Here is a 24,621-nt window from a genome sequence, read left to right as displayed (position 1 = left end):
TTCAACGGCGGCCCATTCAGGCGGCACGCTACATCGGAGCAATCGTGGAAGAGTGTAGAGCATGAGTCATGCCAGGCGCGTGACAGCGCTTAACCTATTGAATTAAATGGAAATTTATTTAAGGTTTGACGTCGGCAGGCATTGCCGTGTCCGGGATGCCGAATGGGGCGAGGAGTAGCGTTCGGAAAACCGAATATTGAGGCGAGGCAGACGCATGAGTTGCACAAGCGCGCTGCCTGCGATGATGTCGGGGAGATCACCCTATCTGTGTCCTCAAACCGATTTTTCGCGGGGATGCGCGCTCCTACACTGTTTGGTGTTGATTTATGCCGCCTCGATGGCACCCTTGTTGCGCGCTACCTTGTCGAGGTAAGTCTGGACGTTCTGCTGTTCTTCAGGCGTGGTGAAAAGGCCCAGCTTGGTACGGCGCCACAGAATGTCTTCAGCTTTGGCCGCCCACTCTTCGCTGCACAGATAATCAACCTCACGACTGTACAGCCCGCCGCCAAGGTGCTCGCCCAAGTCTGTCAGATCCCGCGCGCCTTCGACGATGCGCCAGCTGCGCGAACCGTAGGTAATCGCCCAGCGGCTGGCAATGTCCGCCGGCAGCCAGCTGAAACGCTGCTTGAGCTCGGTGGCCAGTGCCGCTGGCGTGGTCAGGCTTTCGCCACCCGGCAGGCTGGACTTGGCGGTCCAGCTCGGCTTCATCTGCGGGAAGAACGGCGCCAGCTGCTGCATTGCCGATTCGGCCAACTTGCGATAGGTCGTCAGCTTGCCGCCGAAGACCGAGAGAATCGGCGCCTCTTCAGCGCTTCCCGACAGAGAAAGCGTGTAATCGCGCGTAATCGCTGACGGATTGTCCGACTCGTCGTTGCAAAGCGGTCGCACGCCCGAATAGGTGCGGATGATGTCGTCGCGGCTGAGCTGCTTTTTAAAATGCTCGTTGACGATTTTCAGCAGGTAATCGGTCTCGCCTTCGGTGATCGCCACTTTGGCTGGATCGCCGGTGTACTCGCGATCGGTCGTGCCGATGATGGTGAAGCGCTCCAGATATGGAATCGCGAATACAATGCGCTGGTCTTCGTTCTGCAGAATGAACGCGTTCTCGCCTTCGTAGAGTTTCGGCACGATCAGGTGGCTGCCCTGAATCAAACGGATGCCGTACTGAGACTCGAGCTTCAAGTCTTCACGAATGAACTTGGCCACCCACGGACCCGCCGCATTCACCAGCGCTTTGGCGCGAATGGAAAACAGGCTGCCATCCACGCGCTCCATGTTCAGGTGCCACAGGCCGCCGCTGCGTCGGGCGCTCAGGCAGCGGGTCTGCGTATGAATATGAGCGCCTTTTTCACGAGCGGCCATGGCGTTGAGTACGACCAGACGCGCGTCGTCGACCCAGCAGTCCGAGTATTCGAAACCACGAGTGATGGTGCTGTTCAGCGGACTGTCAGCGCCAAAACGCAGGTTCTTTGACGCAGGAAGCTTTTCGCGCTTGCCCAAATGGTCATAAAGGAACAGGCCGGCGCGAATCATCCATGCCGGACGCAGATGCGGGCGGTGGGGCAGCACGAATCGCATGGGTTTGACGATATGCGGAGCCTTATCCAGCAGCACTTCGCGTTCGGCCAGTGCTTCGCGCACCAGGCGGAACTCGTAATGCTCCAGATAACGCAGACCGCCATGGATCAGTTTGCTGCTGGCGGAAGACGTATGGCTTGCCAGATCGTCCTTTTCGCACAGGAAAACCGAAAGGCCACGCCCCGATGCGTCTGCCGCGATGCCGACACCGTTGATACCACCGCCGATAACGGCGATGTCATAGACCTCTGAAAGGGGTGGGGTGGGCAAAGTGGCGCTGGCCATCGGGGCCTCCTGTCTGGATTCGGTGACGCCTGTCGTCAAAGGCGCTCGCTTGAAAGGCGAATTCGAACATTTATGTTCATTTCCGAAAATAGTAGCGCAATAACGAGCCGCGAACTACTCAGTATTGATTGAAAATACTGATTGAAGTGTGGGGAAAGGAACAATATCGAACATTCGAGCGTTGACCGCGGATGGAGCGTGTGCGCGATTACCGTCGATGAAAGCGAGAGGTCCTGGAGGGACGCGGCAGGCGGGCACCCTGCGTCTTAGGGCAGACGCAGGCGAGGAGCGAAGCTTAAACCACTTCCAGTCGGATCTTGTTCTGCGTCAGCAACTGGGCCAGCGCTGGCACCGGTGCCTGATCAGTTACCAGGCAGTCGATCAGCGTGATGGGGCCGAGGCGAACCATCGCGTTGCGGCCGAACTTGCTGGAGTCAGCGGCCAGAATGACCTGCCGGGCATTGGCGATGATGGCTTGTGAAACCCGCACTTCCTGATAATCGAAGTCCAGCAGGCTGCCGTCTTCGTCGATGCCGCTGATCCCTACCAGGGCGAAATCGACTTTGAACTGCGTGATGAAGTCAACGCTGGCCTGACCCACCACGCCACCGTCACGACGCACATTGCCGCCCGCCAGCAGGACCTCGAAATCGTCCTTGCCGCTGAGAATCGACGCAACGTGCAGGTTGTTGGTGATGATTTTCAGGTGGTTGTGATTCAGCAGCGCGCGAGCGATGGACTCAGTGGTGGTGCCGATGTTGATGAACAGCGAGGCGTGGTCGGGAATCTGGGCCGCGATGGCCTCGGCGATACGTTGTTTCTCGTCGCGCATCTGGTCGGCGCGCATCGCGTAAGCGGTGTTTTCGATGCTGGAGTCGTAAGCGGCACCACCGTGGTAGCGGCGCAGCAGGTTCATTTCTGCCAGCTGATTGATGTCGCGGCGGATGGTTTGCGGGGTCACGACGAACAATTGCGCCATTTCCTCAATGCTGACGTAGCCGCGCTCACGGACCAGCTCAAGGATCTGCTGTTGACGGGGTGGCAGATTCATTTTTTTTCCTTCGGGCGAGGGCGCCCATGATGCCGCAGGCAGCCATTACCTGTCAGCCGGAAAAATCTGCACGTCAGATCAACCTTCGGGAGCGAGCTCGCTCCCGAAGGTCATACACGGTTTATGTGCTTATTCCGCCTCTTCGTGAGGCTCCCAATCGCGCGTGCGCTCAACGGCCTTGCGCCAGCCTGCGTAGAGTTTTTCCTTCTCGGCCTCGTCGCACTGCGGCTCGAACCTGCGCTCGATCACGGCCTTGTCCTTCAGCTCATCCAGGCCGCTCCAGAAGCCGATCGCCAGCCCTGCGAGATAAGCGGCGCCCAGCGCGGTGGTCTCACGCATTTTCGGACGCTCCACCTGAGTCCCGAGGATGTCAGCCTGGAACTGCATCAGGAAGTTGTTCGCCACCGCGCCGCCGTCGACGCGCAGCGCTTTTAGCGGCTCGCCAGCGTCTTGCTGCATGGCATCCAGCACATCACGGGTCTGATACGCGATGGACTCGAGCGCTGCGCGAATGATGTGATCGACTTTTACGCCGCGCGTCAGGCCGAACAGCGCTCCGCGTGCGTAGGGATCCCAGTACGGCGCGCCCAGCCCGGTGAACGCTGGAACCAGATACACCCCGTTGCTGTTCTTCACCTTGGTGGCGAAATATTCGGTGTCCATCGAGTCGTTGACGATCTTCAACTCGTCGCGCAGCCATTGCACCGTCGACCCGCCGTTGAATACCGCGCCCTCCAGCGCATAAGCCACTTCGCCACGCGGTCCGCAGCCGATGGTAGTGAGCAGACCGTGGTTCGACTTGACGGCTTTCTTGCCGGTGTTCATCAACAGGAAGCAACCGGTGCCGTAAGTGTTCTTGGCCTGACCGGGCTCCACGCACATCTGACCGAACAGCGCCGATTGCTGGTCGCCTGCGATACCGGCGATGGCAATCCCGCTTTTGCTGTGACCGTACACTTCAGATGAGGATTTGACCTCGGGCAGCATCTCCCTCGGTACGTCAAGCACTTCCAGCATCCGCTGATCCCATTCCAGGGTGTGGATGTTGAACATCATCGTGCGTGACGCGTTGGTATAGTCAGTGACATGCACCTTGCCGCCGGTGAATTTCCAGATCAGCCAGCTATCGACGGTACCGAACAGCAGCTCGCCACGGCGCGCGCGTTCCCGGCTGCCTTCGACGTGGTCGAGGATCCACTTCAGCTTGCTGCCGGAAAAGTACGGATCGATGACCAGACCGGTGGTTTGCTTGATGTAGTCCTCAAGACCGTCGCGCTTGAGCTGCTGGCAGATTTCCGTGCTGCGTCGGCATTGCCAGACGACCGCGTTATAGATTGGACGCCCGCTGTCCTTCTCCCAGACCACCGTGGTTTCCCGCTGATTGGTGATGCCGATGGCGGCAATCTGATTGTGATGCAGATTCGCCTGCGCCAGCACTTTGGTCATGCAGGCGGTCTGGGTGGCGAAGATTTCCATCGGATCATGCTCGACCCAGCCAGGCTGTGGATAGTGCTGAACGAACTCACTCTGCGCAGTGCTGACCACGTTGGCGTCGCGATCAAAAATGATGGCGCGAGAGCTGGTCGTACCTTGGTCGAGAGCGATGATGTAATTCTTGTTTTCGGTGTCGGTCATGTCGATTGCCTGGTGATAACGCGGGTGTCCGGAAGACTGTCATCAGTTTACGTGCGAAAACGCACCGATTGCGCGGTGCTCTTCACGGTGGACGACTGAATATTCGTATTCGAAAAAATATAGACGTAAACGAACAATGTCAAAGGTCGAAAGTGAACCGCTGCAAGGCTTGGACGACTGGGCCGATTTTATTCGCGCGAGCGCGCGGAACAGAGGCGTTTCGATGGCAAATGGCCTAAAGTGACGGCATAAACAAGAGACAATCTGGTCCTCTGGAGCGCTGCATGACCCCCGCACTGGATTTACTGAAAAAAGCCCGCGCCGAGCATCGGGTGCACAGTTATGAACACGACCCCAAAGCGGCTTCGTACGGGCTGGAAGCGGCAGAAAAGCTCGATCTGCAGCCCGCTCGGGTCTTCAAGACATTGCTGGCCAGCACGGAAAAAGGCGAATTGTTGGTGGCAGTCGTGCCGGTTGCAGGTTCGCTTGATTTGAAGGCCCTGGCTCACGCCGCTGGCGCAAAGAAGGCCGAGATGGCCGACCCGGGCGCAGCACAGCGAGCCACCGGTTATCTGCTCGGTGGCATCAGCCCGTTGGGGCAAAAGAAAAGACTGCGAACTTTCATTGACGAGTCCGCTCAACCTTTTGCCACTATCTACGTCAGCGCGGGCCGACGGGGACTTGAGGTCGAACTTTCCGCGGCGGTGCTCGCCCAGCACACCAATGCGATTTTTGCTCAGATTGGCCGCGAATGATTCCTTTGCATCATCAGAAATATCAGGATTATTCGCACAGCGACCGTTTGCGGCGACCAAGGCAGGACGCCGCCCTACAACAATGATTGGGGATGCCTTCCATGCAGCTTGAATTTCATCAGGTCGATGCGTTCAGTGATCGGCCGTTCGCGGGTAACCCGGCCATGGTTTACCGGCTCGATGCATGGCTGACCGATGAGCTGATGCAGCGCATTGCCGCTGAGCACAATCTTTCCGAAACTGCGTTTGTCGTGCGCGAAGCGCAGGGCTGGCACATTCGCTGGTTCACCCCGACCCATGAAGTCCCACTCTGCGGCCATGCCACGTTGGCCAGCGCGTTTGTGCTGCTTGAGAAATATGGCGAAGCGTCCGAGACCATCGAGTTCGTCAGCAAATCGGGCCCGTTGAGTGTGACGCGCGAGAACGGCCGGCTGCTGCTGGATTTCCCCGCCATGCCGCCCAGCGAAGTGGGGGTGACTGTCGATATCGAACGCGCCCTGAATGCAGAAGTGGTGGACGTGCTGGGCTCGGCGGAGCTGCTGGTGGTGCTGGAGTCGGAGCAGGCGGTACGCGCTTGCAAGCCGGACTTCGCGGCGATCGCCCGACTGCCTTGGCCGGGCGTGATCATCACGGCAAAGGGAGATGGCGAGCGCTACGATTTCGTGTCCCGTTATTTCGCGCCTGCCATCGGTATTCCGGAAGATCCTGTCACCGGCTCGACCCATTGCTGCCTGATTCCCTACTGGTCGTCACGCCTGAACAAATTCAGCCTGACCGCACACCAGAGCTCGGCCCGTGGTGGAGAGTTGTTTTGCAGGCTTGAAGGCGATCGCGTCAAGATCGGCGGCGACGCGACACTGGTCGCCAGCGGCACCTTGACGGTTGGGTGATCAACCGTTCTGCTAGACACTCACCTGCGGCAGCGAGCTTGTCCGAGAAGGCGTGATGCACTACCCGTAGGAGCGTGGCTTGTCCCGCGATCGGCGACGCAGTCGTCGTAAAGCCAGGCCATGCATTCTGCCTGAAATACCCCGTCATCCGATTCTGCTACCGCTGCGCGCCGGATCGCGGGCAAGTGCGCTCCTACAAGGGATTTGTGGGGTTGCCAGGTGTGTGTCGAGCACAAAACTCGAACGCTATTGTCACGCGATATCTATGCGGCGCACATATCGGCCCCATCGTGAGCAAGCTCACTCCCACAGGGATCTCCGGGCATTCCCGATTCTCCTCCCAGACACGAATCCTGTAGGAGCGCGCTTGCCCGCGAAGACTGAATTCCAGACGCTGCATCTGCAAGGCATGAACCGGCCTTTTCCCGAGTGAAGCCAGTCCTACAGACGCTGCAAGTTTTTCGTAGGACCGGCTTCAGCCGGGAAGGCGTCGAGTATTACGCCGTTGATCGAAGGGGCGTTAAAGACAGTTGGCTCACCCCGCACGATTTCAGCGTCTGCCGGCATAGGTCAAGCACAAAACCCTGTGCTCGAAGCCTGTTTCTCAGACCGCTGCTTCTTGATGCACTGGCACACTGCCCGCCGCGCGGAACAGGACCAGATGTTCTGCGCAGACGCTGATGCCGACTTCGTCCCCAGTGCGCAGGTCTGCATGGCTCGGAAACAGCGCCTCCAGTTGAGTGCCGGTCGGCAATTGCAGGCGATACAGCGTCGACGCGCCCTGAAATGTTTTGCTCGCCACCTTCGCCTTCAATGCGCTGTCCGGGGTGTACACGATGTCGTCGGGTCGCAACAAAACGTCCATCGCCGTTCCGCTGATGCCTGAATAAGCGCGATTGCCGCGCAGAATGCCAAGTTCGGTCTGCACAGATTCCGCGTCGATCATCTGCCCACGGATGAAATACCCCTGTCCGACAAAGCTCGCAACATAAGGGGTAGCCGGTTCGTGATACAGGTTGTACGGCGTATCCCACTGTTCCAGCCGGCCTTCCTTGAACACACCCACATGATCGCTGACCGCGAACGCCTCTTCCTGATCGTGGGTCACCAGAATCGCGCTGGTGCCGCGCGCTTTGAGGATATCGCGCACTTCATGGCTCAAGCGGCGACGCAGCTCGCCATCAAGGTTGGAAAACGGCTCGTCCAGCAACAGCAATTGCGGTTCCGGCGCGAGAGCCCGGGCCAGGGCAACGCGTTGCTGTTGACCGCCGGACAGTTCGTGGGGATGGCGCTTGCCCAGCGCGCCGAGATTGACCAGATCCAGCATTTCCTGAACGACCTGCGTCAAACGCGGGTGGTTGCGGATGCCAAATGCGATGTTCTCGGCGACCGTCAGGTGCGGGAACAGCGCGTAGTCCTGAAATACCATGCCGATTCGACGCTTCTCCGGCGCCAGGGTGAATCCGACTTTGGAGATGACTTCGCCCGCCAGCACGATTTCGCCTTCGTGCACCGGTTCGAAGCCGGCAATGGCGCGAAGTGTCGTGGTTTTACCGCAGCCTGAGGAGCCCAGCAGGCAACCGATGTCGCCCGGACTGAGGTGCAGGTTCAGATTCTGCACCACCAGATGGTCCTGATAACCGCAGGCGAGGTTGCGCAGTTTCAGCAGCATGGCATCACTCACTCTGGCGTGTAGGCCGGCGCAACGAGAAATTCCAGCAGCGCTTTCTGGGCGTGCAGGCGGTTTTCGGCCTGATCCCACGCGACGGAGCGGACGTCATCGAGCAAGTCTTCGCTGATTTCCTCGCCCCGATGCGCTGGCAGACAGTGCATGAACACGACGTCTTCGGCTGCCAGATCCAGCAGCGCCCGAGTGACCTGGAACGGCTTGAACAAGGCGATGCGCTTGGCGGTTTCCTCTTCCTGGCCCATGGAGGTCCAGACGTCAGTGCTGACCAGATGCGCACCCTTGACCGCTTCACGCGGGTCGCGGGTCACCGTCACGCGATCGCCCGCCAACGCCATGAATTGCGGGTTGGGCTCATAACCCTCGGGGCAGGCGACGCGCAACTGGAAGTCGAACTGGATGGCCGCCTCTATATAGCTGTTGCACATATTGTTGCCATCGCCGATCCAGGCCACGGTCTTGCCCTTGATCGAGCCTCGATGCTCAAGGTAGGTCTGCATGTCTGCCAGCAATTGGCAGGGATGCAGATCGTCGGACAGGCCGTTGATGACGGGCACCCGCGAATGAGCGGCGAATTCGGTGAGGTTGCCATGGGCAAAGGTGCGGATCATCACCGCGTCAACCATCCGCGACATGACGCGTGCGCCATCGGCAATCGGTTCGCCACGACCCAGCTGAGTGTCGCGGGGAGAGAGAAAAATGGCCTGGCCGCCGAGTTGAATCATCCCGGCTTCGAACGAAACCCGGGTACGAGTCGAAGATTTCTCGAAGATCATCGCCAGAATACGCCCTTTGAGCGGCTCGAACAGAACCCCTCGATTTCGCAGGTCCTTCAGCTCAATGCCGCGACGAATCACGCCGACCAGCTCATCGGGCGTGTAATCCATCATCGAGAGAAAGTGCCTTGCGCTCATCATTAACTACCTTGTCTGCAACAGACCGCAGATCCTCTAAGCCGGGTTTTATCGGGAAAACGGGCGAGACCTGCGGCAAAAGCCGCACGGGGCGACGAATAGGGGAGGCGCGAGGGTATAAGAAAATGTCGCCTGATGCCAAGGGCTGACATGTTTCATAGCTGCCGTCAGACGTTCGGTCGCTTAAAAATGGCGGTTTGAGAACACATCCACCCCAAGCTGATGCTAGAGTGTTGCCTGATGGCAGGCAATTTGCCACTCTACGTAGTCGCTGTGAATCCGACAGTAGGCGAATGCCTGGGTTTCGTATGACGCTCGGTGCATTACTACGGGATTCGCAACAGTCAAAATCGGGCATAAGGCCTTATGCGACATGCTTCACGCCGCGGAAAACCGGACGTTTCCTAAACCATCGGTGTGGGTTATAAAGGCCGCTTATGTACTCCAAAGGGGGTGAGGAATGGATTCAAAAGAGAAACAACTGACGGAACTGCTCGGGCTCACTGCCCGCACCCTGACGCACCTCACCGCTTCCATGACCTCGATGTCCTTCGAGCTGATGCGCAGTGAAGATGAAGTCACGCGCTCGGCAGGCCGTCGGATGATCGACCGTATGGCGACCATCAGTTCCGGTCTGGACGACCACTGGCGTCTGATCGGCGAACTGACCGGCGTGCAAGTGTCGCAAGAGCAGGTCGAGACCGTTCACGAGATCCAGATGCAGCGCAAGGTCGTCACGCCCATCGGTGGTTCGGCGTCCTGATTCCCTCCTGATTGCCCCGGCGAGCTATCGGCTCGCCTGATGTCGTCCGATTCACGGCACTGAAGTTTCTGGCGAAGCACTGCGGCAAGCTCCATAGTTTTGTAACCGTGATCGTTCCGATCGCCCTACAAAAACTTGAGACTGGCGATGACCAAGACTCTTCACTACCGGGCCTGTCACCTGTGTGAGGCCATCTGTGGCCTTGCCATCGAAACCACCCGCCAGGACGATGCCTCGACGCTGATCAGCTCAATCAAGGGCGACGCGCAGGATACGTTCAGTCGCGGACACATCTGCCCCAAGGCCGTCGCGTTGCAGGATATTCAGAATGATCCCGATCGTTTGCGTCAGCCCATGCAGCGCGTCGGCACGCAATGGAAGCCGATCGAATGGCAAGCCGCTTTCGAGCTGGTCGCCGAGCGTCTGGCCGATGTCCAGCAGCGTTACGGGCAAAATGCTGTCGCGGTGTATCAGGGCAATCCCAGCGTTCACAATTACGGGCTGATGACCCACAGCAACTACTTTCTCGGCTTGCTGAAAACACGCAACCGTTATTCGGCAACGTCGGTGGATCAGCTGCCGCATCACCTCACCAGTTACTTGATGTACGGCCACGGCTTGCTGCTGCCGATTCCCGATATCGATCACACAGACTTCATGCTCATCCTGGGGGGCAATCCGCTGGCTTCAAACGGCAGCATCATGACCGTCCCCGATGTGGAAAAGCGTCTCAAGGCCATTCAGGCGCGAGGTGGCAAGGTGGTCGTGGTTGATCCGCGTCGCAGCGAGACCGCCGCCATCGCCGATCAGCACCTTTTCATTCGTCCGGGCGGCGATGCGGCATTACTGTTCGGGTTGCTGCATACCTTGTTCGCCGAGGGCCTGACCCGCGAGAGTCACCTGGCCGTGGATGGGTTAGACGCCGTGCGCAGTGCGATTGCCGAGATGAGCGCCGAGGCCATGAGCGAGCGATGCGGCATACCGGCCGGGCAGATCCGGCAACTGGCGCGGGACTTTGCAAGCGCTGGTAGTGCGGTCTGTTACGGGCGCATGGGGGTTTCCACTCAGGCGTTCGGCACGCTCTGTCATTGGCTGGTACAACTGATCAATCTGGTCACCGGCAACCTGGACCGCCCCGGCGGCGCGTTGTGCACCCAGCCTGCGCTGGATTTGGTGGCTTCGACATCCGGCGGCGGTTTCAATCGCTGGCAGAGCCGTGTTTCGGGCTTGCCGGAATACGGAGGCGAGCTGCCGGTTTCAGCGCTGGCCGAAGAAATGCTGATCGAAGGCGAGGGGCAGATAAAAGCCCTCATCACGGTCGCAGGCAACCCGGTGCTGTCCACGCCCAACGGGCGCAGGCTCGATGAGGCGCTGGAAGGGCTGGATTTCATGCTCAGCATCGATCTGTACATCAACGAAACCACGCGACACGCCGACCTGATCCTGCCCTCGACGTCCGCACTGGAAAACGACCACTACGACACCACGTTCAACATGTTCGCGGTGCGCAATGTCACACGGTTCAATCGCGCCATCCTGGCTAAACCCGAGGGTGCACTGCATGACTGGGAGATATTCGTCGGGCTGGCCCAGGCGTTCGCCGCCAGGACCGGACGTGAGCTGAAACCGACCCTGCCGCCCGCGCAGATAGTCGATCGCGGTCTGCGTGCGGGACTTTACGGGGATGCGTCGCCGCACAAACTGTCGCTGGAAACGCTGTACGCGCATCCTCACGGGCTGGATCTGGGGGCATTGCAACCTAATCTGGCGACCCGTCTGAAGACGGCGAATCAGCGCGTGCAGGCTGCGCCTTCGGTGATTCTGGCCGACCTTGCGCGGTTTGCGCAGTCGTCCACACCCCAGGCGGGCGAATTGCTGATGATTGGCCGCCGGCACGTGCGCAGCAACAACTCGTGGATGCACAACTACCACCGCCTGGTGAAAGGCAAGCCGCGTCATCAACTGCTGATGCATCCTGCGGACCTGGCCGCACGCGGCCTGAGCGATGGTCAGCGTGTCCGGGTGACTTCACGCGTCGGCGTCATCGAGGTGGAGGTGTCGAGCAGCGCCGACATGATGCCGGGCGTCGTGAGCCTGCCCCATGGCTGGGGGCACGAGAGGGCGGGTGTACGACTGGAGATAGCCAAAGGTCAGCCCGGCGTCAGCGCCAATGACCTGACCGACGAGCGGCAACTGGACGCCTTGTCCGGAAACGCCGCGCTCAACGGCGTTCCGGTGACCGTCGCTGCGGCATGACGCTCATCATATTTCTCACCGCGCTAAGGCCAAGACCGAGCTTTACGCTCGGGATTCCGTTACAATGCGCCACCGTGTCGACTCATACAGTCGTAAAGTTAAGCCGAGGTGCTCCATGGATATCATCGAAACGATCAAAGACCAGATTGCCAAAAACACCGTTCTGCTTTACATGAAAGGCGCTCCGAATGCCCCGCAGTGTGGCTTCTCGGCCAAGGCGTCTCAGGCATTGATGGCGTGTGGCGAAAAGTTCGCGTACGTCGATATCCTGCAGAATCCGGAAATCCGCGCCAACCTGCCGAAATATGCCAACTGGCCGACCTTCCCGCAGCTGTGGGTCGACGGTGAACTGGTGGGCGGCAGCGACATCATCGTCGAAATGCACGCCGCCGGTGAACTGCAACCGCTGATCAAGGCCGCCGTCGAGAAGAACGCGACCGCCTGATTCACCCGGTTACCCGAAAGCCCCGGTCTCGTTCGAGACACGGGGCTTTTTTGCGCGCGGCTGTTGCTCAAAACCAGACAGGGGCGGGCAGCCATTTGCGGGAGTCCGCGCATAAAAAAGCCCCGCCAGGCTCACACCCGGCGGGGCTTTCTTGACTGCGAACCTGGAATCAGTCTTCTTCGCCCATCTGCGACTGCAGGTAGTTCTCGATGCCAACCTTGTCGATCAGGCCCAGCTGGGTTTCCAGCCAGTCGATGTGCTCTTCCTCGGATTCGAGAATATCTTCCAGCATTTCACGACTGCCGAAATCACCCACGGTTTCGCAGTGGGCGATCGCTGCCTTCAGGTCGGCGTGGCCTTTACGCTCGATCCTCAGGTCGCACTCGAGCATCTCCTTGGTGTGCTCACCGATCAGGATCTTGCCCAGGTCCTGCAGGTTAGGCAGGCCTTCAAGGAACAGGATGCGCTTGATCAGCTTGTCCGCATGCTTCATCTCGTCGATGGATTCGTGGTACTCGTGTTTGCCCAGCTTGTTCAGGCCCCAGTCTTCATACATGCGGGCATGCAGAAAGTACTGATTGATTGCGACCAGCTCGTTTCCGAGGATCTTGTTGAGATGCTGGATGACTGTAATGTCGCCTTTCATTATCGAGGTCCTGTCGAAGGTGTTCGTATATAAGCGGCAAGTCTGAGCCCGATATAAACGCCTGTCAAACCTAAGTTATTGAATAGTAAGTGAAAATAAATAGGAATAAGAATGTTTGTGTTCCGCATCTTGGTGCTAAGCGGTTGAATTAAAGGCATAAAAAAACCGGACACGAAGTCCGGTTCTTTGAAATCGATTGACTCAGGCTGCGGAAAATTCTGCGGGATATGCGAGTGCGGCCTGCGTCGTCTGCAATTCGGTCAGGGTTTCACGTACCACTTCCTTCGCCAGGCAGGCACATTTCCCACACTTACTGGCGACACCTAAGGTCTCGCGCACTTCACGATAGCTGCAGCATCCTTCCATGATCGCTTCGCGGATTTGTCCGTCGGTGACACCTTGGCAGAGGCAGACATACATAAAAAGTAACCGTCGCTGAGTTATTTGCTCAATGCGAAAGATACTAATGTTAATGAGAATGCTTGTCAAAACTACTTCTGCTTCGTCGGATGATGGCCGATGAGTGGTCAGAAGAAGGTGAGCACAAAAGCAAGCCGCGGCGCGTTTGAGTCACTTCAATGTCCCGCCTTTTCAGCGACCGCGCGCAGATACAGGCCAAAAAAAACCGGCCTAAAGGCCGGTTTTTTCTGCAAGCGCAGGACTCAATCGTTGAAGTCGTGCCAACCGCCCATTTCTTTCCAGCGGTTGACGATGCCGCAGAACAGCTCGGCGGTCTTCTCGGTGTCGTAGCGAGCCGAGTGAGCCTCACGACCGTCGAAGTCGATGTCCGCCGACTGACAGGCCTTGGCCAGCACAGTCTGTCCATAGGCAAGGCCTGCCAGCGTCGCAGTGTCGAAGCTTGAGAATGGATGAAACGGATTACGTTTCATGTCCAGTCGCGCAACGGCCGCATTGAGGAAGCCCAGGTCGAAGCTGGCGTTATGGCCCACCAGAATCGCGCGTTTGCAGCCATTGGCCTTCAGCGCCTTGCGGATACCGCGGAAGATATCGGTCAATGCCGTCTCTTCGCTGACCGCCATGCGCAACGGGTGGTCGAGCTTGATCCCGGTGAACTCCAGGGCTGCCTGTTCGATATTGGCGCCTTCGAACGGTTCGACGCGGAAGAAATAGGTGTGCTCGGGAAACACGAAGCCTTTCTCGTCCATGCCGATCGTCGTGGCCGCAATCTCCAGCAACGCGTCGGTGGCCGAGTTGAAGCCACCGGTTTCTACGTCGACGACGACCGGCAGGTAGCCGCGAAAGCGCGCTGCCATCGGATGCCTGGAGCCTGTGCCGCCGCCAGAACCTTCCTGATCGTCGTCGTATTGGTCTTCACTCACGCGTGTTCCTCCAGCAGGCGCCAGCGCAGTTTCTCACCGGCGCGCAGCGGGATAACGGACAGCTCGCCGAACGGCAGGCTGGCAGGCGCCGTCCACTCGTCGCGAACCAGGGTAATGGTGTCGGTGTTGGCGGGCAGGCCGTAGAACGCCGGGCCGTTGAGGCTGGCGAACCCTTCGAGCTTATCCAGGGCGTTGCGTTGCTCGAACGCTTCGGCGTACAGCTCGATCGCAGCGAAGGCGGTGTAGCAGCCCGCGCAACCGCATGCTGCTTCTTTGGCATGCTGCGCGTGAGGCGCCGAGTCGGTGCCCAGGAAAAACTTGCGGCTGCCGCTGGTCGCCGCATCCAGCAGCGCCACCTGATGGGTGTTGCGCTTGAGGATCGGCAGGCAATAGAAGTGCGGGCGAATGCCGCCCACCAGCATGTGGTTGCGGTTGTACAGCAGGTGATGCGCGGTGATGGTCGCGCCGACGTTAGCCGAAGCCTCGTTGACGAACTGCACGGCGTCCGCTGTGGTGATGTGCTCGAACACCACTTTGAGGGTCGGGAAGCGCTCCACGACCCGACGCATGTGCTCCTCGATGAAGATTTTCTCGCGGTCGAAGACATCGGTGTCGCCGCGAGTGACTTCGCCGTGGATCAACAGGGGCATCCCGACTTCGGCCATGGCCTCGAGCACCGGGAAGATCTTGTCGACGCTGGTCACGCCCGAATCGGAGTTGGTGGTGGCGCCGGCCGGGTACAGCTTGGCAGCGTGCACGAAGCCGCTGGCCTTGGCGGCACGGATGTCTTCGGGTTGAGTCACGTCGGTGAGGTAAAGCACCATCAATGGCTCGAAACGGCTGCCTGCGGGGCGCGCAGCCAGGATGCGCTGGCGATAGGCATCCGCTTGCTCTGCGTTGCGTACCGGCGGCACGAGGTTTGGCATGATGATGGCGCGGGCAAAGGTGCGCGCTACGTCAGCGACGGTGTGGGGCAAAACAGCGCCATCACGAAGATGGATGTGCCAGTCGTCGGGGCGCAGGAGGGTCAGGCGTTCGGACATTGGGGATTCCAGGCGGGTCAAACTCGCTGGGAATGCTACCGGAAAAGACTCTTGCAGGCACTCGCTATCAAGTTTTGCAGCAAGCAACCGATAGCCCGCTGTAAGCCATAAATTTTGTAACGCTGTGAATTCTTTGTGGAGCCTCCCGTGCGCCAGCGATATCTAGCCCTGCTCAGCGTGTTTGCCAGCCTGCCGGCCATGGCTCTCACTTTCCAGACCCGTCTGGAGAATATTGAGTGGAAGGTAGAAGGCGACCAGTTCGAATGCCGCCTGAGTCAGCCGATCACCGATTTCGGTGCGGGCGAGTTCGTGCGTCGCGCGGGTGAACAGGCGACTTTCCGACTGAAGGCTACCGGCTACAGCCTCGCGTCCGGTTCGGCCACCCTGATCGCCGCCGCCGCGCCGTGGCAGCCAGGGCGCAGTGACCTTAATCTGGGTGCAGTAAAAGTCGGCAACGGCGAGATTCCCTTTAATACCAACCAGGCGCAGGCTGGCCGGTTGATCGCGGGTCTGATGGAAGGGCGCAGCCCGGTGATTCGTCATGCCCTGCGTGACGGCGGAGCGATGGAGGTGCGGCTGCTGCCCGTCAAATTCAGCAAAGCGTTTGGCGACTTCCAGCAGTGCACCGCCAAGCTGCTACCCATGAACTTCGAGCAGGTGCGCCAGGCCGAGATCGGTTTTCCCGGTGGCGGCATCGAGCTCGACGCGCAGGCCAAGCGCCGGCTCGACACCGTGCTCGCTTACATGAAGGCCGATCCGACGGTGAATCGGGTTGAGCTCGATGGCCACTCGGACAACAGTGGCAATCGCCTGACCAACCGTGATCTGTCGCGTCGCCGTGCGTTGGCGGTCATGGATTACCTCAAAGCCCAAGGCGTGCCCGAAGAACAAATCACGCTGCGCTTTCATGGCGAGCAATACCCGCTGGTGCCCAACACCAACAACGCCAACCGTGCGCGCAACCGTCGGGTGAACATTCATCTTGATCGTGTGCCGGAGCCGCAACCTGCCGTCGCACCCATTGCCGCGCCGGCGGTGTCGCCTGCTCCAGCCCAGGCCCCTTCGCCCGTGCCTGCACCGTCCACGGCGTCAGGTGCCGCGCCAGCGAAGACGTCCTGAACGTCTTGATATCGAGTCGTGTGCTCGACAGATTCTGTCGCTTCGTCGTCAGAAGCTGTCGCGACACTGTAAATCCACGTGGTTGAACGGTAGAATCAGCGGTTTTCCGTACAACGCGTTGGAGTGATGGCATGGCGGACGTAAACAAGGTAGTTCTCGCGTATTCCGGTGGCCTGGATACTTCGGTAATCCTCAAGTGGCTGCAGGATACGTATAACTGCGAAGTGGTGACTTTTACCGCCGACCTGGGTCAGGGCGAAGAAGTCGAGCCCGCACGCGCCAAGGCGCAGGCCATGGGCGTCAAAGAAATCTACATCGATGATCTGCGCGAAGAATTCGTGCGCGATTTCGTCTTCCCCATGTTCCGCGCCAACACCGTCTACGAAGGCGAGTACCTGCTCGGTACTTCCATCGCCCGTCCGCTCATCGCCAAGCGTCTGATTGAAATCGCCAACGAAACCGGTGCCGACGCCATTTCCCACGGCGCGACCGGCAAGGGGAACGATCAGGTTCGTTTCGAACTGGGCGCCTACGCGCTCAAGCCTGGCGTCAAAGTCATTGCCCCATGGCGCGAGTGGGATCTTCTCTCACGTGAAAAGCTGATGGACTATGCCGAGAAGCACGCGATCCCGATCGAGCGTCATGGCAAGAAGAAGTCCCCTTACTCGATGGATGCCAACCTGCTGCACATTTCTTACGAAGGCGGCGTGCTGGAAGACACCTGGACCGAGCATGAAGAAGACATGTGGCGCTGGACCGTCTCGCCGGAGAAGGCGCCTGACCAGGCGCAGTATCTGGAACTGACCTACCGCAACGGTGACATCGTCGCCCTGGACGGCGTCGAGATGACCCCGGCCACTGTGCTGGCGACGCTCAACCGGATCGGCGGCGAACACGGCATCGGCCGTCTGGACATTGTCGAAAACCGTTACGTCGGCATGAAGTCCCGTGGCTGCTACGAAACCCCCGGCGGCACCATCATGCTCAAGGCGCATCGCGCCATCGAATCGATCACGCTGGACCGCGAAGTCGCTCACCTGAAAGACGAGCTGATGCCCAAATACGCCAGCCTGATCTATACCGGCTACTGGTGGAGCCCTGAGCGTCTGATGTTGCAACAGATGATTGACGCGTCTCAGGCTCACGTAAATGGCGTAGTGCGCCTGAAGCTGTACAAGGGCAATGTCATTGTCACTGGCCGCAAGTCCGACGATTCGCTGTTCGACGCCAACATCGCGACGTTCGAAGAAGATGGCGGCGCTTACAATCAGGCAGACGCCGCCGGTTTCATCAAGCTCAACGCGCTGCGCATGCGCATCGCCGCGAACAAGAACCGCAAGCTGTTCTGATCCACTCTGTTTCAAGAGCAGCCCCGCCCGGGGCTGCTTTTCTCAACGCCTTCCGCTGTTACTCTTGTTTGCCATCGTTTCAACGAGTGCTGCCGCGTGCCCATGCGCGGTCGTGGCTGGGGGCATCCGATCAATCGCAATCGGTTTTATCTTCCGGCGCACCTCGCGCTATTTCGGCGTGTTCCCGGTTTTTGTTGAACTCAAAGCGGTATGCCTGACCGATGTCCCAGACATCCCTGACGCCCAGGCCCAATAGCTGGGCAATTTCCGGCACCGTATATCCCAGCGTCGAGTAATGCATTGCATGACCGGCAACCACGTCGTCAACGGTCGTGGCTTCTCGGCTTCGCGCGCTACGAGTCCGCCTCACAGGGCGGCTGTAACGTATCTTCAGCCCGTTTTCACTGGCGAGGCGCTTGATGTCCTTGCGGTTCATTCGCAAGGAGTACTGCAATGCCGAGACGCCGGCCCCCTTCGCCACGAGGCCCTTGAGCAACTCCAGTTTGGTGTCCATCTCAGATTCGCAATCAGCCGCGCAGGCCGGCCCTGTCGGGTGCACGGGTTCCCTCGTCTGGCCTTCAGGAACTACATGGATGACACCCCCGCAGGAAATATAGTGCTCCACGGCACTGGCTATCTTTAGATGATCAACCGAGACACCAGACGGATCTGTCTTTTTATTCATGGTTTATTCCTTTGAACGTGTTGATATACACGACGCTGAAGAACGCCGCAGTTCTGGATGAAAATAAACTTCGTATAAGAGAGTGCGGTCTTGAACCCGTTTATATCTTCCGTGCTAAAAGCCCGGTAAGAGCATAAAAGAGTGTGAAGGCGCTATTTAATGAGTGCGTCGCAAGAAGGCGTCGTTATATGTGCGAATCGCCTGGCGGCGTACTTGAGAAAAAAGTAACGATTGGTAATTGCTTTGGCAAGTAAAAAATCCACAAAGAAGGCGTTCGCTCTTTAATATTTTTTCAGCAATGGATTCCGGGGTAATAAGGGTCTGTTAGTTATGTAGTATTTTTCTGCTTCGCCATTCATTGCTGGATATCCGGCGCTGGATGGTATTACGTGTATGTCGGAGGAGCCTCTCAATGAGGTGAACGGTTTTTTAACGTTAGTTGAAGTTTGCTGGTCGAGCTTCTCGGCGGTGTGTCTTCGTCACAGAAAAAAGGCGCCTATTTCGGCCGAAAATGTAGGGGTTCGGAAGCCTCCCAAGATGAAGTAGGAATCTTCCCAAAATAAATATGTATGAAAATGTGCGTGTGTAAATGTGTACTTTCAACGGAGACAGCTGCCGCCGAGACGTTTTGATGCTTGCAATATTTTTTGATTTTTGTTTTCTCACATGCTCGCAAGATCAGCATATCCTGAGTTCAGGGCAGGTCAGTTGAAGTTGCGCAGGTGTGCGTGACGCCGGTAAAGGGTGTTTTGAACATGCCAGGACAACACGATTGCAATCCGGGAGAACGAATTTCCGGTCTCCAGCCATATGTCGACGGCAGCTAACCCGTTCACCTGATGCTTCAATAAGGTATTTGTTTATGTTCCATCCTGTTGAGAAACTCGGTCCGTCATCAATTCGGGCTTGTCCGAATTATGTTCTGGCGTCCGCCGGATGGACGGACGTCGCAGGGGGAGCACCGAGGAAAAAGATCGCAATGGATGCGGATGAGGCAGGTTTTGTAGGATTTTTCTGTGGCTTGAGTGGGAAAGGTCTTTGCCTGCTAGTCCGTAGGGAGGAGCGCCATGCAAAGCACTAAACGACTAAGCTATTGTGCGGGCTCTGAAAATTCGAACAGCAAAGAAATGGACTGCTCATGAATAAAGTGTTGATCGTGGATGATCACCCTGTCATTCGGCTTGCCGTACGCATGTTGATGGAGCGGCATGGTTACGAGGTCATTGCCGAGACGGATAACGGCGTGGATGCCTTGCAGCTGGCGCGTGAACATTTGCCGGATATCGTAATTCTGGATATCGGGATTCCCAAGCTTGATGGTCTTGAAGTCATCGCCCGTCTGACGGCCATGACGCTGTCGTTCAAGGTTCTGATACTTACCTCGCAAGCGCCCGGTCACTTCTCGATGCGCTGCATGCAGGCGGGTGCTGCGGGCTATGTCTGCAAGCAGCAGGACCTCACCGAGCTGCTGAGCGCCATCAAGGCCGTACTGTCCGGTTACAGCTATTTCCCGAACCAGGCGCTGCACACGGTGCGGTCAAGCCTGGGCAATGCAACCGAAGCGGAAATGGTCGACAGACTGTCCGGGCGTGAAATGATGGTGCTGCAGCAACTGGCCCGCGGTAAAACCAACAAGGAGATTGCGGACGGCATGTTTCTGAGCAACAAAACCGTCAGCACCTACAAGACCCGCCTGCTGCTCAAGCTCAATGCTCACTCGCTGGTGGACCTGATCGAACTTGCCCAGCGCAACGGACTGGTATGAATGAGCGAGCTGCAAACCCGCCTGTAAGGTTATGAGGTATCGGCGCGGGCTGATGGGGCACAGGCCTAAGCCTCTCGCGCAGTGGAGAGGCTTGAGGGGAGGGGGTCAGAAATCGAAATCGTAATCTGCCAACTGCCGCTGCAGTCGACGTTCTTCCAGCAGATTGTCAATGGTGCGGCGTTTGCTGAGATTGGTTTTAGCCGTCTCTACCGGTACTTGCGCGGCTTCGTCAGAGTCTCCGGACACGAAGTCGTCATCTACGTCGATCTGCTCTTTGTCAGTGCTCATATGTTGACTCCAGACTTAGGCTGTCATTGGCGCACCTTATAGCGACAAACTTGAGTCCGGTAAAAAAGATTTTTTCAATCGATCAACTAGCCACCGACCTATCGCTCAATCGTCGGAGGTTTTGTGCTTGTACTCGCACAGGTCTTCAATCCGGCAGCTGCCACACCGAGGCTTGCGGGCAATACAGACGTAACGGCCGTGAAGTATCAACCAATGGTGGGCGTCGAGCAGGTAACTCCGAGGCACGAACTTCATCAGTTTGTTTTCCACTTCAACCACGTTCTTGCCCGGGGCGATCCCGGTACGATTGCTGACGCGGAAGATGTGCGTGTCGACGGCCATGGCGAGCTGGCGAAACGCGGTATTGAGCACAACGTTTGCAGTCTTGCGTCCTACACCCGGCAGTGCCTCCAGCGCTTCGCGCGTCTGCGGGACTTCGCCGCCGTGCAGCTCAATCAGCATACGGCATGTCTCGATGACATTCTTCGCCTTGCTGTTGTAAAGCCCGATGGTTTTGATGTACTCCGACAGCCCCTCTACGCCCAGTGCGTAAATCGCCTGCGGGGTGTTCGCGACCGGGTAGAGCCGCGCCGTAGCCTTGTTTACGCTGACATCGGTAGCTTGCGCAGAGAGAATGACGGCAATCAGCAATTCGAATGGCGTGGTGTAGGCCAATTCAGTTTTGGGATCAGGATTGTCCTCGTGAAGGCGACGAAAAATTTCCAGACGTTTTGCTGCATTCATGAGAAGCGTATTCCTCGAGGAACGGTCGGGCGCGTGTCGCGGCTTCGGTAGATCGTGTGATGCATGGGCTTACCCCAGGCGGGCGTCAATCAGGTTTGCCAGTGGCCAGATCAAATGCAGCCAGATGCTCTGCAGCCTGATTGACTTCGTTGCCAAGCGCTGCAATGCGCTCGGCAGAGTCTTGAGCCGCAATGGCTTTATTCAGCGCGGCACGGCGCATCGCCAGCTGGATTTTCGCGCGGTTCATGCCCGCTGCATCGCCTTTGGCTGGAACCGGAGACGACGTCGGCGCGGGTGTCGGCGCTGAACGAGCGTTTTCAAGCAGCTTTGCCAGTCCGCGTTGGGCTTCCTCAAATTCGCGCCCTAATTCAACTAACCTTGCCGCTTGCTCGGCCGTGGGTGGATGGCCAAATGCTTTGAGCGACTTGTGAAGTTGCGCCCGGCTCATGCTGACTTGAGTGCGTGCCTGTTTGAGTGCCGCATCGTTGTCGGCGGCTCGTTGCAGACGGACGCGCTCCAGTGCCGCCTGCACCGGATCGGCGGGCGTGAGACTCGCCGCGGGAGGCCGTTGCTGTCTGGCGAGGCGCTCGGCCTGACGCTGTCTCTCTTCGCGTTCAAGTCGGGCATTGCGTGCCTCGAAGCGCTGGCGTGCATGCCCGCGTTTGGCGGCGCGCGCGATGCGCTGAGCTTCGTCTGATGCAAGTCCGCCGACGATAGGCACGACAGACGCGACGGGCAGCGGATGCAGTTCGATGCAATCGACCGGGCAGGGCGCCACGCACAGATCGCAGCCAGTGCATTCATCGACGATAACGGTGTGCATGAGTTTGGCCGCGCCGACGATGGCGTCCACCGGGCACGCCTGGATGCATTTGGTGCATCCGATGCACTGGGCTTCGCGGATGAACGCGACTTGCGCAGGCGCGCTTCCGCGATCGTTATCCAGCGCAATGATGGGCACATTCAGCAGGCGCGCGACTGCCGCGATGGTTTCGTCGCCGCCGGGGGGACATTTGTTGATCGCCTCGCCATTGGCGATGCCTTCGGCGTAGGGCTTGCATCCTGGATGGCCGCACTTGCCGCATTGGGTTTGCGGCAACAGGGCATCGATGCGCTGAATCAGGTTCATGCGTTGACCAGACTGGCGATCCGCAGATCGCCAGCCACGTTCAGGGTTACTTGATGCGTTGACCTGGCTTGGCGCCGCTGTCAGGGCTCAGCAGGTAGATTTCTTCACCGCCGGGGCCTGCTGCCATCACCATGCCTTCGGAAATGCCAAAACGCATTTTCCGTGGCTTGAGGTTGGCAATCATCATGGTCAGGCGACCTTCGAGCTCAGCCGGGTTCGGGTAAGCGCTCTTGATGCCGGAGAACACATTGCGCTTCTCGTCGCCAATGTCGAGGGTCAGGCGCAGCAGTTTATCGGCACCCTCGACATGCTCGGCTTTTTCAATCAGCGCGACGCGCAGGTCAATGGCGGCGAACGCGTCGAAATCGATTTCCGGCGACAGCGGGTCCTTGGCCAGTTCACCGTTGCCTTGCGGACCCGTGTCGGTGACGCTGGCTGCCAGATCTTCTTTCGAGGCAGTGGTCATGGCTTCCACTTTTGCTGGATCGATGCGCGTCATCAGTGCCTGGAACGGATTGAGCTGATGGTTGCTCAGCAGCGTCAGGTGATCGTCCCAGGTCAACGGCGCGACGTTCAGGAACTGCTCGGCATCGGCCGCCAGATTCGGCAGGACGGGCTTGAGGAAGATCACCAGCTGGCGGAACAGGTTGATGCCCAGCGCGCAGATGGCCTGAACTTCGTCCTGTTTGCCTTCTTGCTTGGCCAGCGACCACGGCGCCTTGTCGGCGATCCAGGCGTTGGCGCGATCTGCCAGCGCCATGATTTCCCGCATGGCCCGTGCAAAGTCCCGTGCCTCATAAGCCTCGGCGATGCTCGGCGCGGCAGCGAGGAAGGCATCGGTCAGCTCTGGCGCGGCATTGCCCGCCACCAACACGCCTGCGTTGCCCTTGTGGATGAAGCCTGCACAGCGGCTTGCGATGTTGACCACTTTGCCGATCAGGTCGGAATTGACCTTTTGCACGAAATCTTCGAGGTTCAGGTCCAGATCGTCCACGCCGCGGCCCAGCTTGGCTGCGTAGTAATAGCGCAGGTATTCCGGCGAGAGGTGCTCAAGGTAGGTGCGCGCCTTGATGAACGTGCCGCGGGATTTCGACATCTTCTGGCCGTTGACCGTCAGGTAGCCGTGGACATTGATTGCGGTGGGCTTGCGGAAGCCAGAACCTTCGAGCATGGCCGGCCAGAACAGGGCGTGAAAATTGACGATGTCCTTGCCGATGAAATGGTAAAGCTCGGCCGTGGAATCCTTGTTCCAGAATGCGTCGAAGTCCAGACCTGGCGTGCGGTCGCACAGGTTCTTGAAACTCGCCATGTAGCCGATGGGTGCATCCAGCCACACGTAGAAGTACTTGCCAGGCTCACCCGGAATCTCGAAACCGAAATACGGCGCATCGCGGGAGATGTCCCACTGCTGCAGGCCTGAGTCCAGCCACTCCGACAATTTGTTGGCCACAGCGTCCTGCAGGGTGCCGCTGCGGGTCCAGCTCTTGAGCATGGCGTCGAAGGCGGGCAGGTCGAAGAAGAAGTGCTTGGAATCCTTGAGAACGGGCGTGGCTCCGGAAATCGCCGATTTCGGGTCTTTCAGGTCGGTCGGAGCGTAAGTAGCGCCGCATTTCTCGCAGTTGTCGCCGTACTGATCTTCAGTACCGCATTTCGGGCAGGTGCCTTTGATGAAACGGTCGGCCAGGAACATTTTCTTTTCCGGGTCGAAATACTGCGTGACCGAACGCGTGGCGATGTGGCCAGCGTCGCGCAGACGTGTGTAGATCAGGCTCGACAGCTCGCGGTTTTCCTCGGCGTGAGTGGAATGAAAGTTGTCGAAGTTGACCAGGAAGTCGGCAAAGTCGGCGCTGTGTTCAGCCTGAACGTTGGCGATCAGTTGCTCCGGGGTGATGCCTTCCTTTTCTGCACGCAGCATGATGGCCGAGCCATGGGCGTCGTCCGCGCACACATAAATGCACTGGTTGCCGCGGTGCTTCTGGAAGCGCACCCACATGTCGGTCTGGATGTACTCGAGCATGTGGCCAAGGTGAATGGAACCATTGGCATAGGGCAGGGCGCTGGTGACGAGAATCTTGCGTGGCTCGGACATGGGGCTCGGCTACTTGAAGTGAAACGGAGGTCGGCCACTATAAAGGCCTGAGCGTTTTTTTTCATCCCGCACAGCGTGTGGGAATCGGCTTCGCGAGTTATGGGTAAAAACCCGGCCCCTCTTATTCCGACGAACGCGGTAGGATAGCCGCCTGTTTTGCTCAGT

At 58.5% G+C, this 24,621-nt stretch carries 22 protein-coding genes; 8 read left to right on the top strand and 14 right to left on the bottom strand.

The window, feature by feature from the left end; translation table 11 throughout:
• Positions 1 to 324: 324 nt before the first annotated feature.
• The 3 genes from glpD to glpK all read right to left on the bottom strand — a co-directional run bounded on the left by glpD (position 325) and on the right by glpK (position 4,549).
• A complete protein-coding gene (glpD, locus tag BMZ10_RS10775) occupies positions 325 to 1,863 on the bottom strand; it encodes a glycerol-3-phosphate dehydrogenase (protein WP_093461249.1) in 1,539 nt (512 codons plus the stop codon).
• A gap of 295 nt (positions 1,864 to 2,158) precedes the next feature.
• Positions 2,159 to 2,914, bottom strand: a complete 756-nt coding sequence (locus BMZ10_RS10770; RefSeq protein ID WP_037012305.1) for a DeoR/GlpR family transcriptional regulator — start codon at positions 2,912 to 2,914, stop codon at positions 2,159 to 2,161.
• Positions 2,915 to 3,043: 129 nt separating this feature from the next.
• Entirely contained in the window at positions 3,044 to 4,549 is a 1,506-nt protein-coding gene (gene glpK / locus BMZ10_RS10765; protein WP_093461246.1) for a glycerol kinase GlpK, read from the bottom strand.
• Between the two features lie 284 nt (positions 4,550 to 4,833).
• Here glpK and ybaK point away from each other — a divergent pair, with 284 nt between their 5' ends.
• Together ybaK and BMZ10_RS10755 are read left to right on the top strand one after the other, a co-directional pair.
• A complete protein-coding gene (ybaK, locus tag BMZ10_RS10760) occupies positions 4,834 to 5,304 on the top strand; it encodes a Cys-tRNA(Pro) deacylase (protein ID WP_093461243.1) in 471 nt (156 codons plus the stop codon).
• 101 nt (positions 5,305 to 5,405) lie between these two features.
• Positions 5,406 to 6,194 carry a PhzF family phenazine biosynthesis protein gene (locus tag BMZ10_RS10755; RefSeq protein ID WP_093462550.1) on the top strand — a complete coding sequence of 263 codons (789 nt, stop codon included), beginning with the start codon at positions 5,406 to 5,408 and terminating at the stop codon, positions 6,192 to 6,194.
• A gap of 604 nt (positions 6,195 to 6,798) precedes the next feature.
• Here the strand turns inward: BMZ10_RS10755 and BMZ10_RS10750 are convergent.
• A complete protein-coding gene (locus BMZ10_RS10750; RefSeq protein WP_371265961.1) occupies positions 6,799 to 7,878 on the bottom strand; it encodes an ABC transporter ATP-binding protein in 1,080 nt (359 codons plus the stop codon).
• Entirely contained in the window at positions 7,875 to 8,795 is a 921-nt protein-coding gene (gene argF / locus BMZ10_RS10745) for an ornithine carbamoyltransferase (RefSeq protein ID WP_093461235.1), read from the bottom strand. The genes BMZ10_RS10750 and argF overlap by 4 nt, the downstream gene beginning before the upstream one ends.
• A 460-nt stretch (positions 8,796 to 9,255) precedes the next feature.
• Between argF and BMZ10_RS10740 the strand changes: the two genes are divergently transcribed.
• From BMZ10_RS10740 to grxD, 3 genes are all read left to right on the top strand, one after another.
• Positions 9,256 to 9,558 (top strand): hypothetical protein, encoded by a 303-nt coding sequence (locus BMZ10_RS10740; protein WP_093461232.1) that lies wholly within the window; start codon positions 9,256 to 9,258, stop codon positions 9,556 to 9,558.
• A gap of 147 nt (positions 9,559 to 9,705) precedes the next feature.
• Complete coding sequence (locus BMZ10_RS10735) at positions 9,706 to 11,814, top strand: molybdopterin oxidoreductase family protein (protein WP_093461229.1); 2,109 nt, start codon at positions 9,706 to 9,708, stop codon at positions 11,812 to 11,814.
• 115 nt (positions 11,815 to 11,929) lie between these two features.
• On the top strand, positions 11,930 to 12,259 hold the full coding sequence (gene grxD, locus BMZ10_RS10730; RefSeq protein WP_093461226.1) for a Grx4 family monothiol glutaredoxin: 330 nt from the start codon (positions 11,930 to 11,932) through the stop codon (positions 12,257 to 12,259).
• A gap of 169 nt (positions 12,260 to 12,428) precedes the next feature.
• Here the strand turns inward: grxD and bfr are convergent, their stop codons facing one another.
• The 4 genes from bfr to pyrC form a co-directional block, all read right to left on the bottom strand.
• Positions 12,429 to 12,905 (bottom strand): bacterioferritin, encoded by a 477-nt coding sequence (bfr, locus tag BMZ10_RS10725; RefSeq protein WP_065992554.1) that lies wholly within the window; start codon positions 12,903 to 12,905, stop codon positions 12,429 to 12,431.
• Positions 12,906 to 13,106: 201 nt separating this feature from the next.
• The gene (locus BMZ10_RS10720) at positions 13,107 to 13,325 is read right to left on the bottom strand and encodes a bacterioferritin-associated ferredoxin (RefSeq protein ID WP_092410435.1); all 219 of its coding nucleotides are present in this window, start codon (positions 13,323 to 13,325) and stop codon (positions 13,107 to 13,109) included.
• Between the two features lie 242 nt (positions 13,326 to 13,567).
• Complete coding sequence (rnt, locus tag BMZ10_RS10715; protein WP_093461221.1) at positions 13,568 to 14,245, bottom strand: ribonuclease T; 678 nt, start codon at positions 14,243 to 14,245, stop codon at positions 13,568 to 13,570.
• Entirely contained in the window at positions 14,242 to 15,288 is a 1,047-nt protein-coding gene (gene pyrC, locus BMZ10_RS10710) for a dihydroorotase (RefSeq protein ID WP_093461217.1), read from the bottom strand. The genes rnt and pyrC overlap by 4 nt, the downstream gene beginning before the upstream one ends.
• Before the next feature lie 147 nt (positions 15,289 to 15,435).
• Between pyrC and BMZ10_RS10705 the strand changes: the two genes are divergently transcribed.
• Together BMZ10_RS10705 and BMZ10_RS10700 are read left to right on the top strand one after the other, a co-directional pair.
• Positions 15,436 to 16,407, top strand: coding sequence for a flagellar protein MotY (locus BMZ10_RS10705; RefSeq protein WP_093461211.1), 972 nt, complete (start codon positions 15,436 to 15,438; stop codon positions 16,405 to 16,407).
• Positions 16,408 to 16,538: 131 nt separating this feature from the next.
• Complete coding sequence (locus BMZ10_RS10700; RefSeq protein WP_062387973.1) at positions 16,539 to 17,756, top strand: argininosuccinate synthase; 1,218 nt, start codon at positions 16,539 to 16,541, stop codon at positions 17,754 to 17,756.
• 130 nt (positions 17,757 to 17,886) lie between these two features.
• Here the strand turns inward: BMZ10_RS10700 and BMZ10_RS10695 are convergent, their stop codons facing one another.
• The gene (locus BMZ10_RS10695) at positions 17,887 to 18,441 is read right to left on the bottom strand and encodes a hypothetical protein (protein WP_256214474.1); all 555 of its coding nucleotides are present in this window, start codon (positions 18,439 to 18,441) and stop codon (positions 17,887 to 17,889) included.
• Between the two features lie 1,138 nt (positions 18,442 to 19,579).
• Between BMZ10_RS10695 and BMZ10_RS10690 the strand changes: the two genes are divergently transcribed.
• Complete coding sequence (locus BMZ10_RS10690; protein ID WP_093461208.1) at positions 19,580 to 20,206, top strand: response regulator transcription factor; 627 nt, start codon at positions 19,580 to 19,582, stop codon at positions 20,204 to 20,206.
• 105 nt (positions 20,207 to 20,311) lie between these two features.
• On the opposite strand, the gene BMZ10_RS10685 is transcribed toward BMZ10_RS10690, so the two are convergent.
• The 4 genes from BMZ10_RS10685 to metG all read right to left on the bottom strand — a co-directional run bounded on the left by BMZ10_RS10685 (position 20,312) and on the right by metG (position 24,456).
• On the bottom strand, positions 20,312 to 20,494 hold the full coding sequence (locus tag BMZ10_RS10685; RefSeq protein ID WP_093461206.1) for a PA3496 family putative envelope integrity protein: 183 nt from the start codon (positions 20,492 to 20,494) through the stop codon (positions 20,312 to 20,314).
• 105 nt (positions 20,495 to 20,599) lie between these two features.
• Positions 20,600 to 21,238, bottom strand: a complete 639-nt coding sequence (nth, locus tag BMZ10_RS10680) for an endonuclease III (RefSeq protein WP_093461203.1) — start codon at positions 21,236 to 21,238, stop codon at positions 20,600 to 20,602.
• 85 nt (positions 21,239 to 21,323) lie between these two features.
• Positions 21,324 to 22,367: an electron transport complex subunit RsxB gene (gene rsxB, locus BMZ10_RS10675; protein WP_093461198.1), complete on the bottom strand. Its 1,044-nt coding sequence runs from the start codon at positions 22,365 to 22,367 to the stop codon at positions 21,324 to 21,326.
• A gap of 46 nt (positions 22,368 to 22,413) precedes the next feature.
• Entirely contained in the window at positions 22,414 to 24,456 is a 2,043-nt protein-coding gene (gene metG, locus BMZ10_RS10670; RefSeq protein ID WP_093461195.1) for a methionine--tRNA ligase, read from the bottom strand.
• Between the last annotated feature and the right edge of the window lie 165 nt (positions 24,457 to 24,621).

The organism is Pseudomonas sp. NFR16 (assembly GCF_900108875.1).
GTDB lineage: Bacteria > Pseudomonadota > Gammaproteobacteria > Pseudomonadales > Pseudomonadaceae > Aquipseudomonas.
This window is presented reverse-complemented; position numbering and strand designations above follow the sequence as displayed.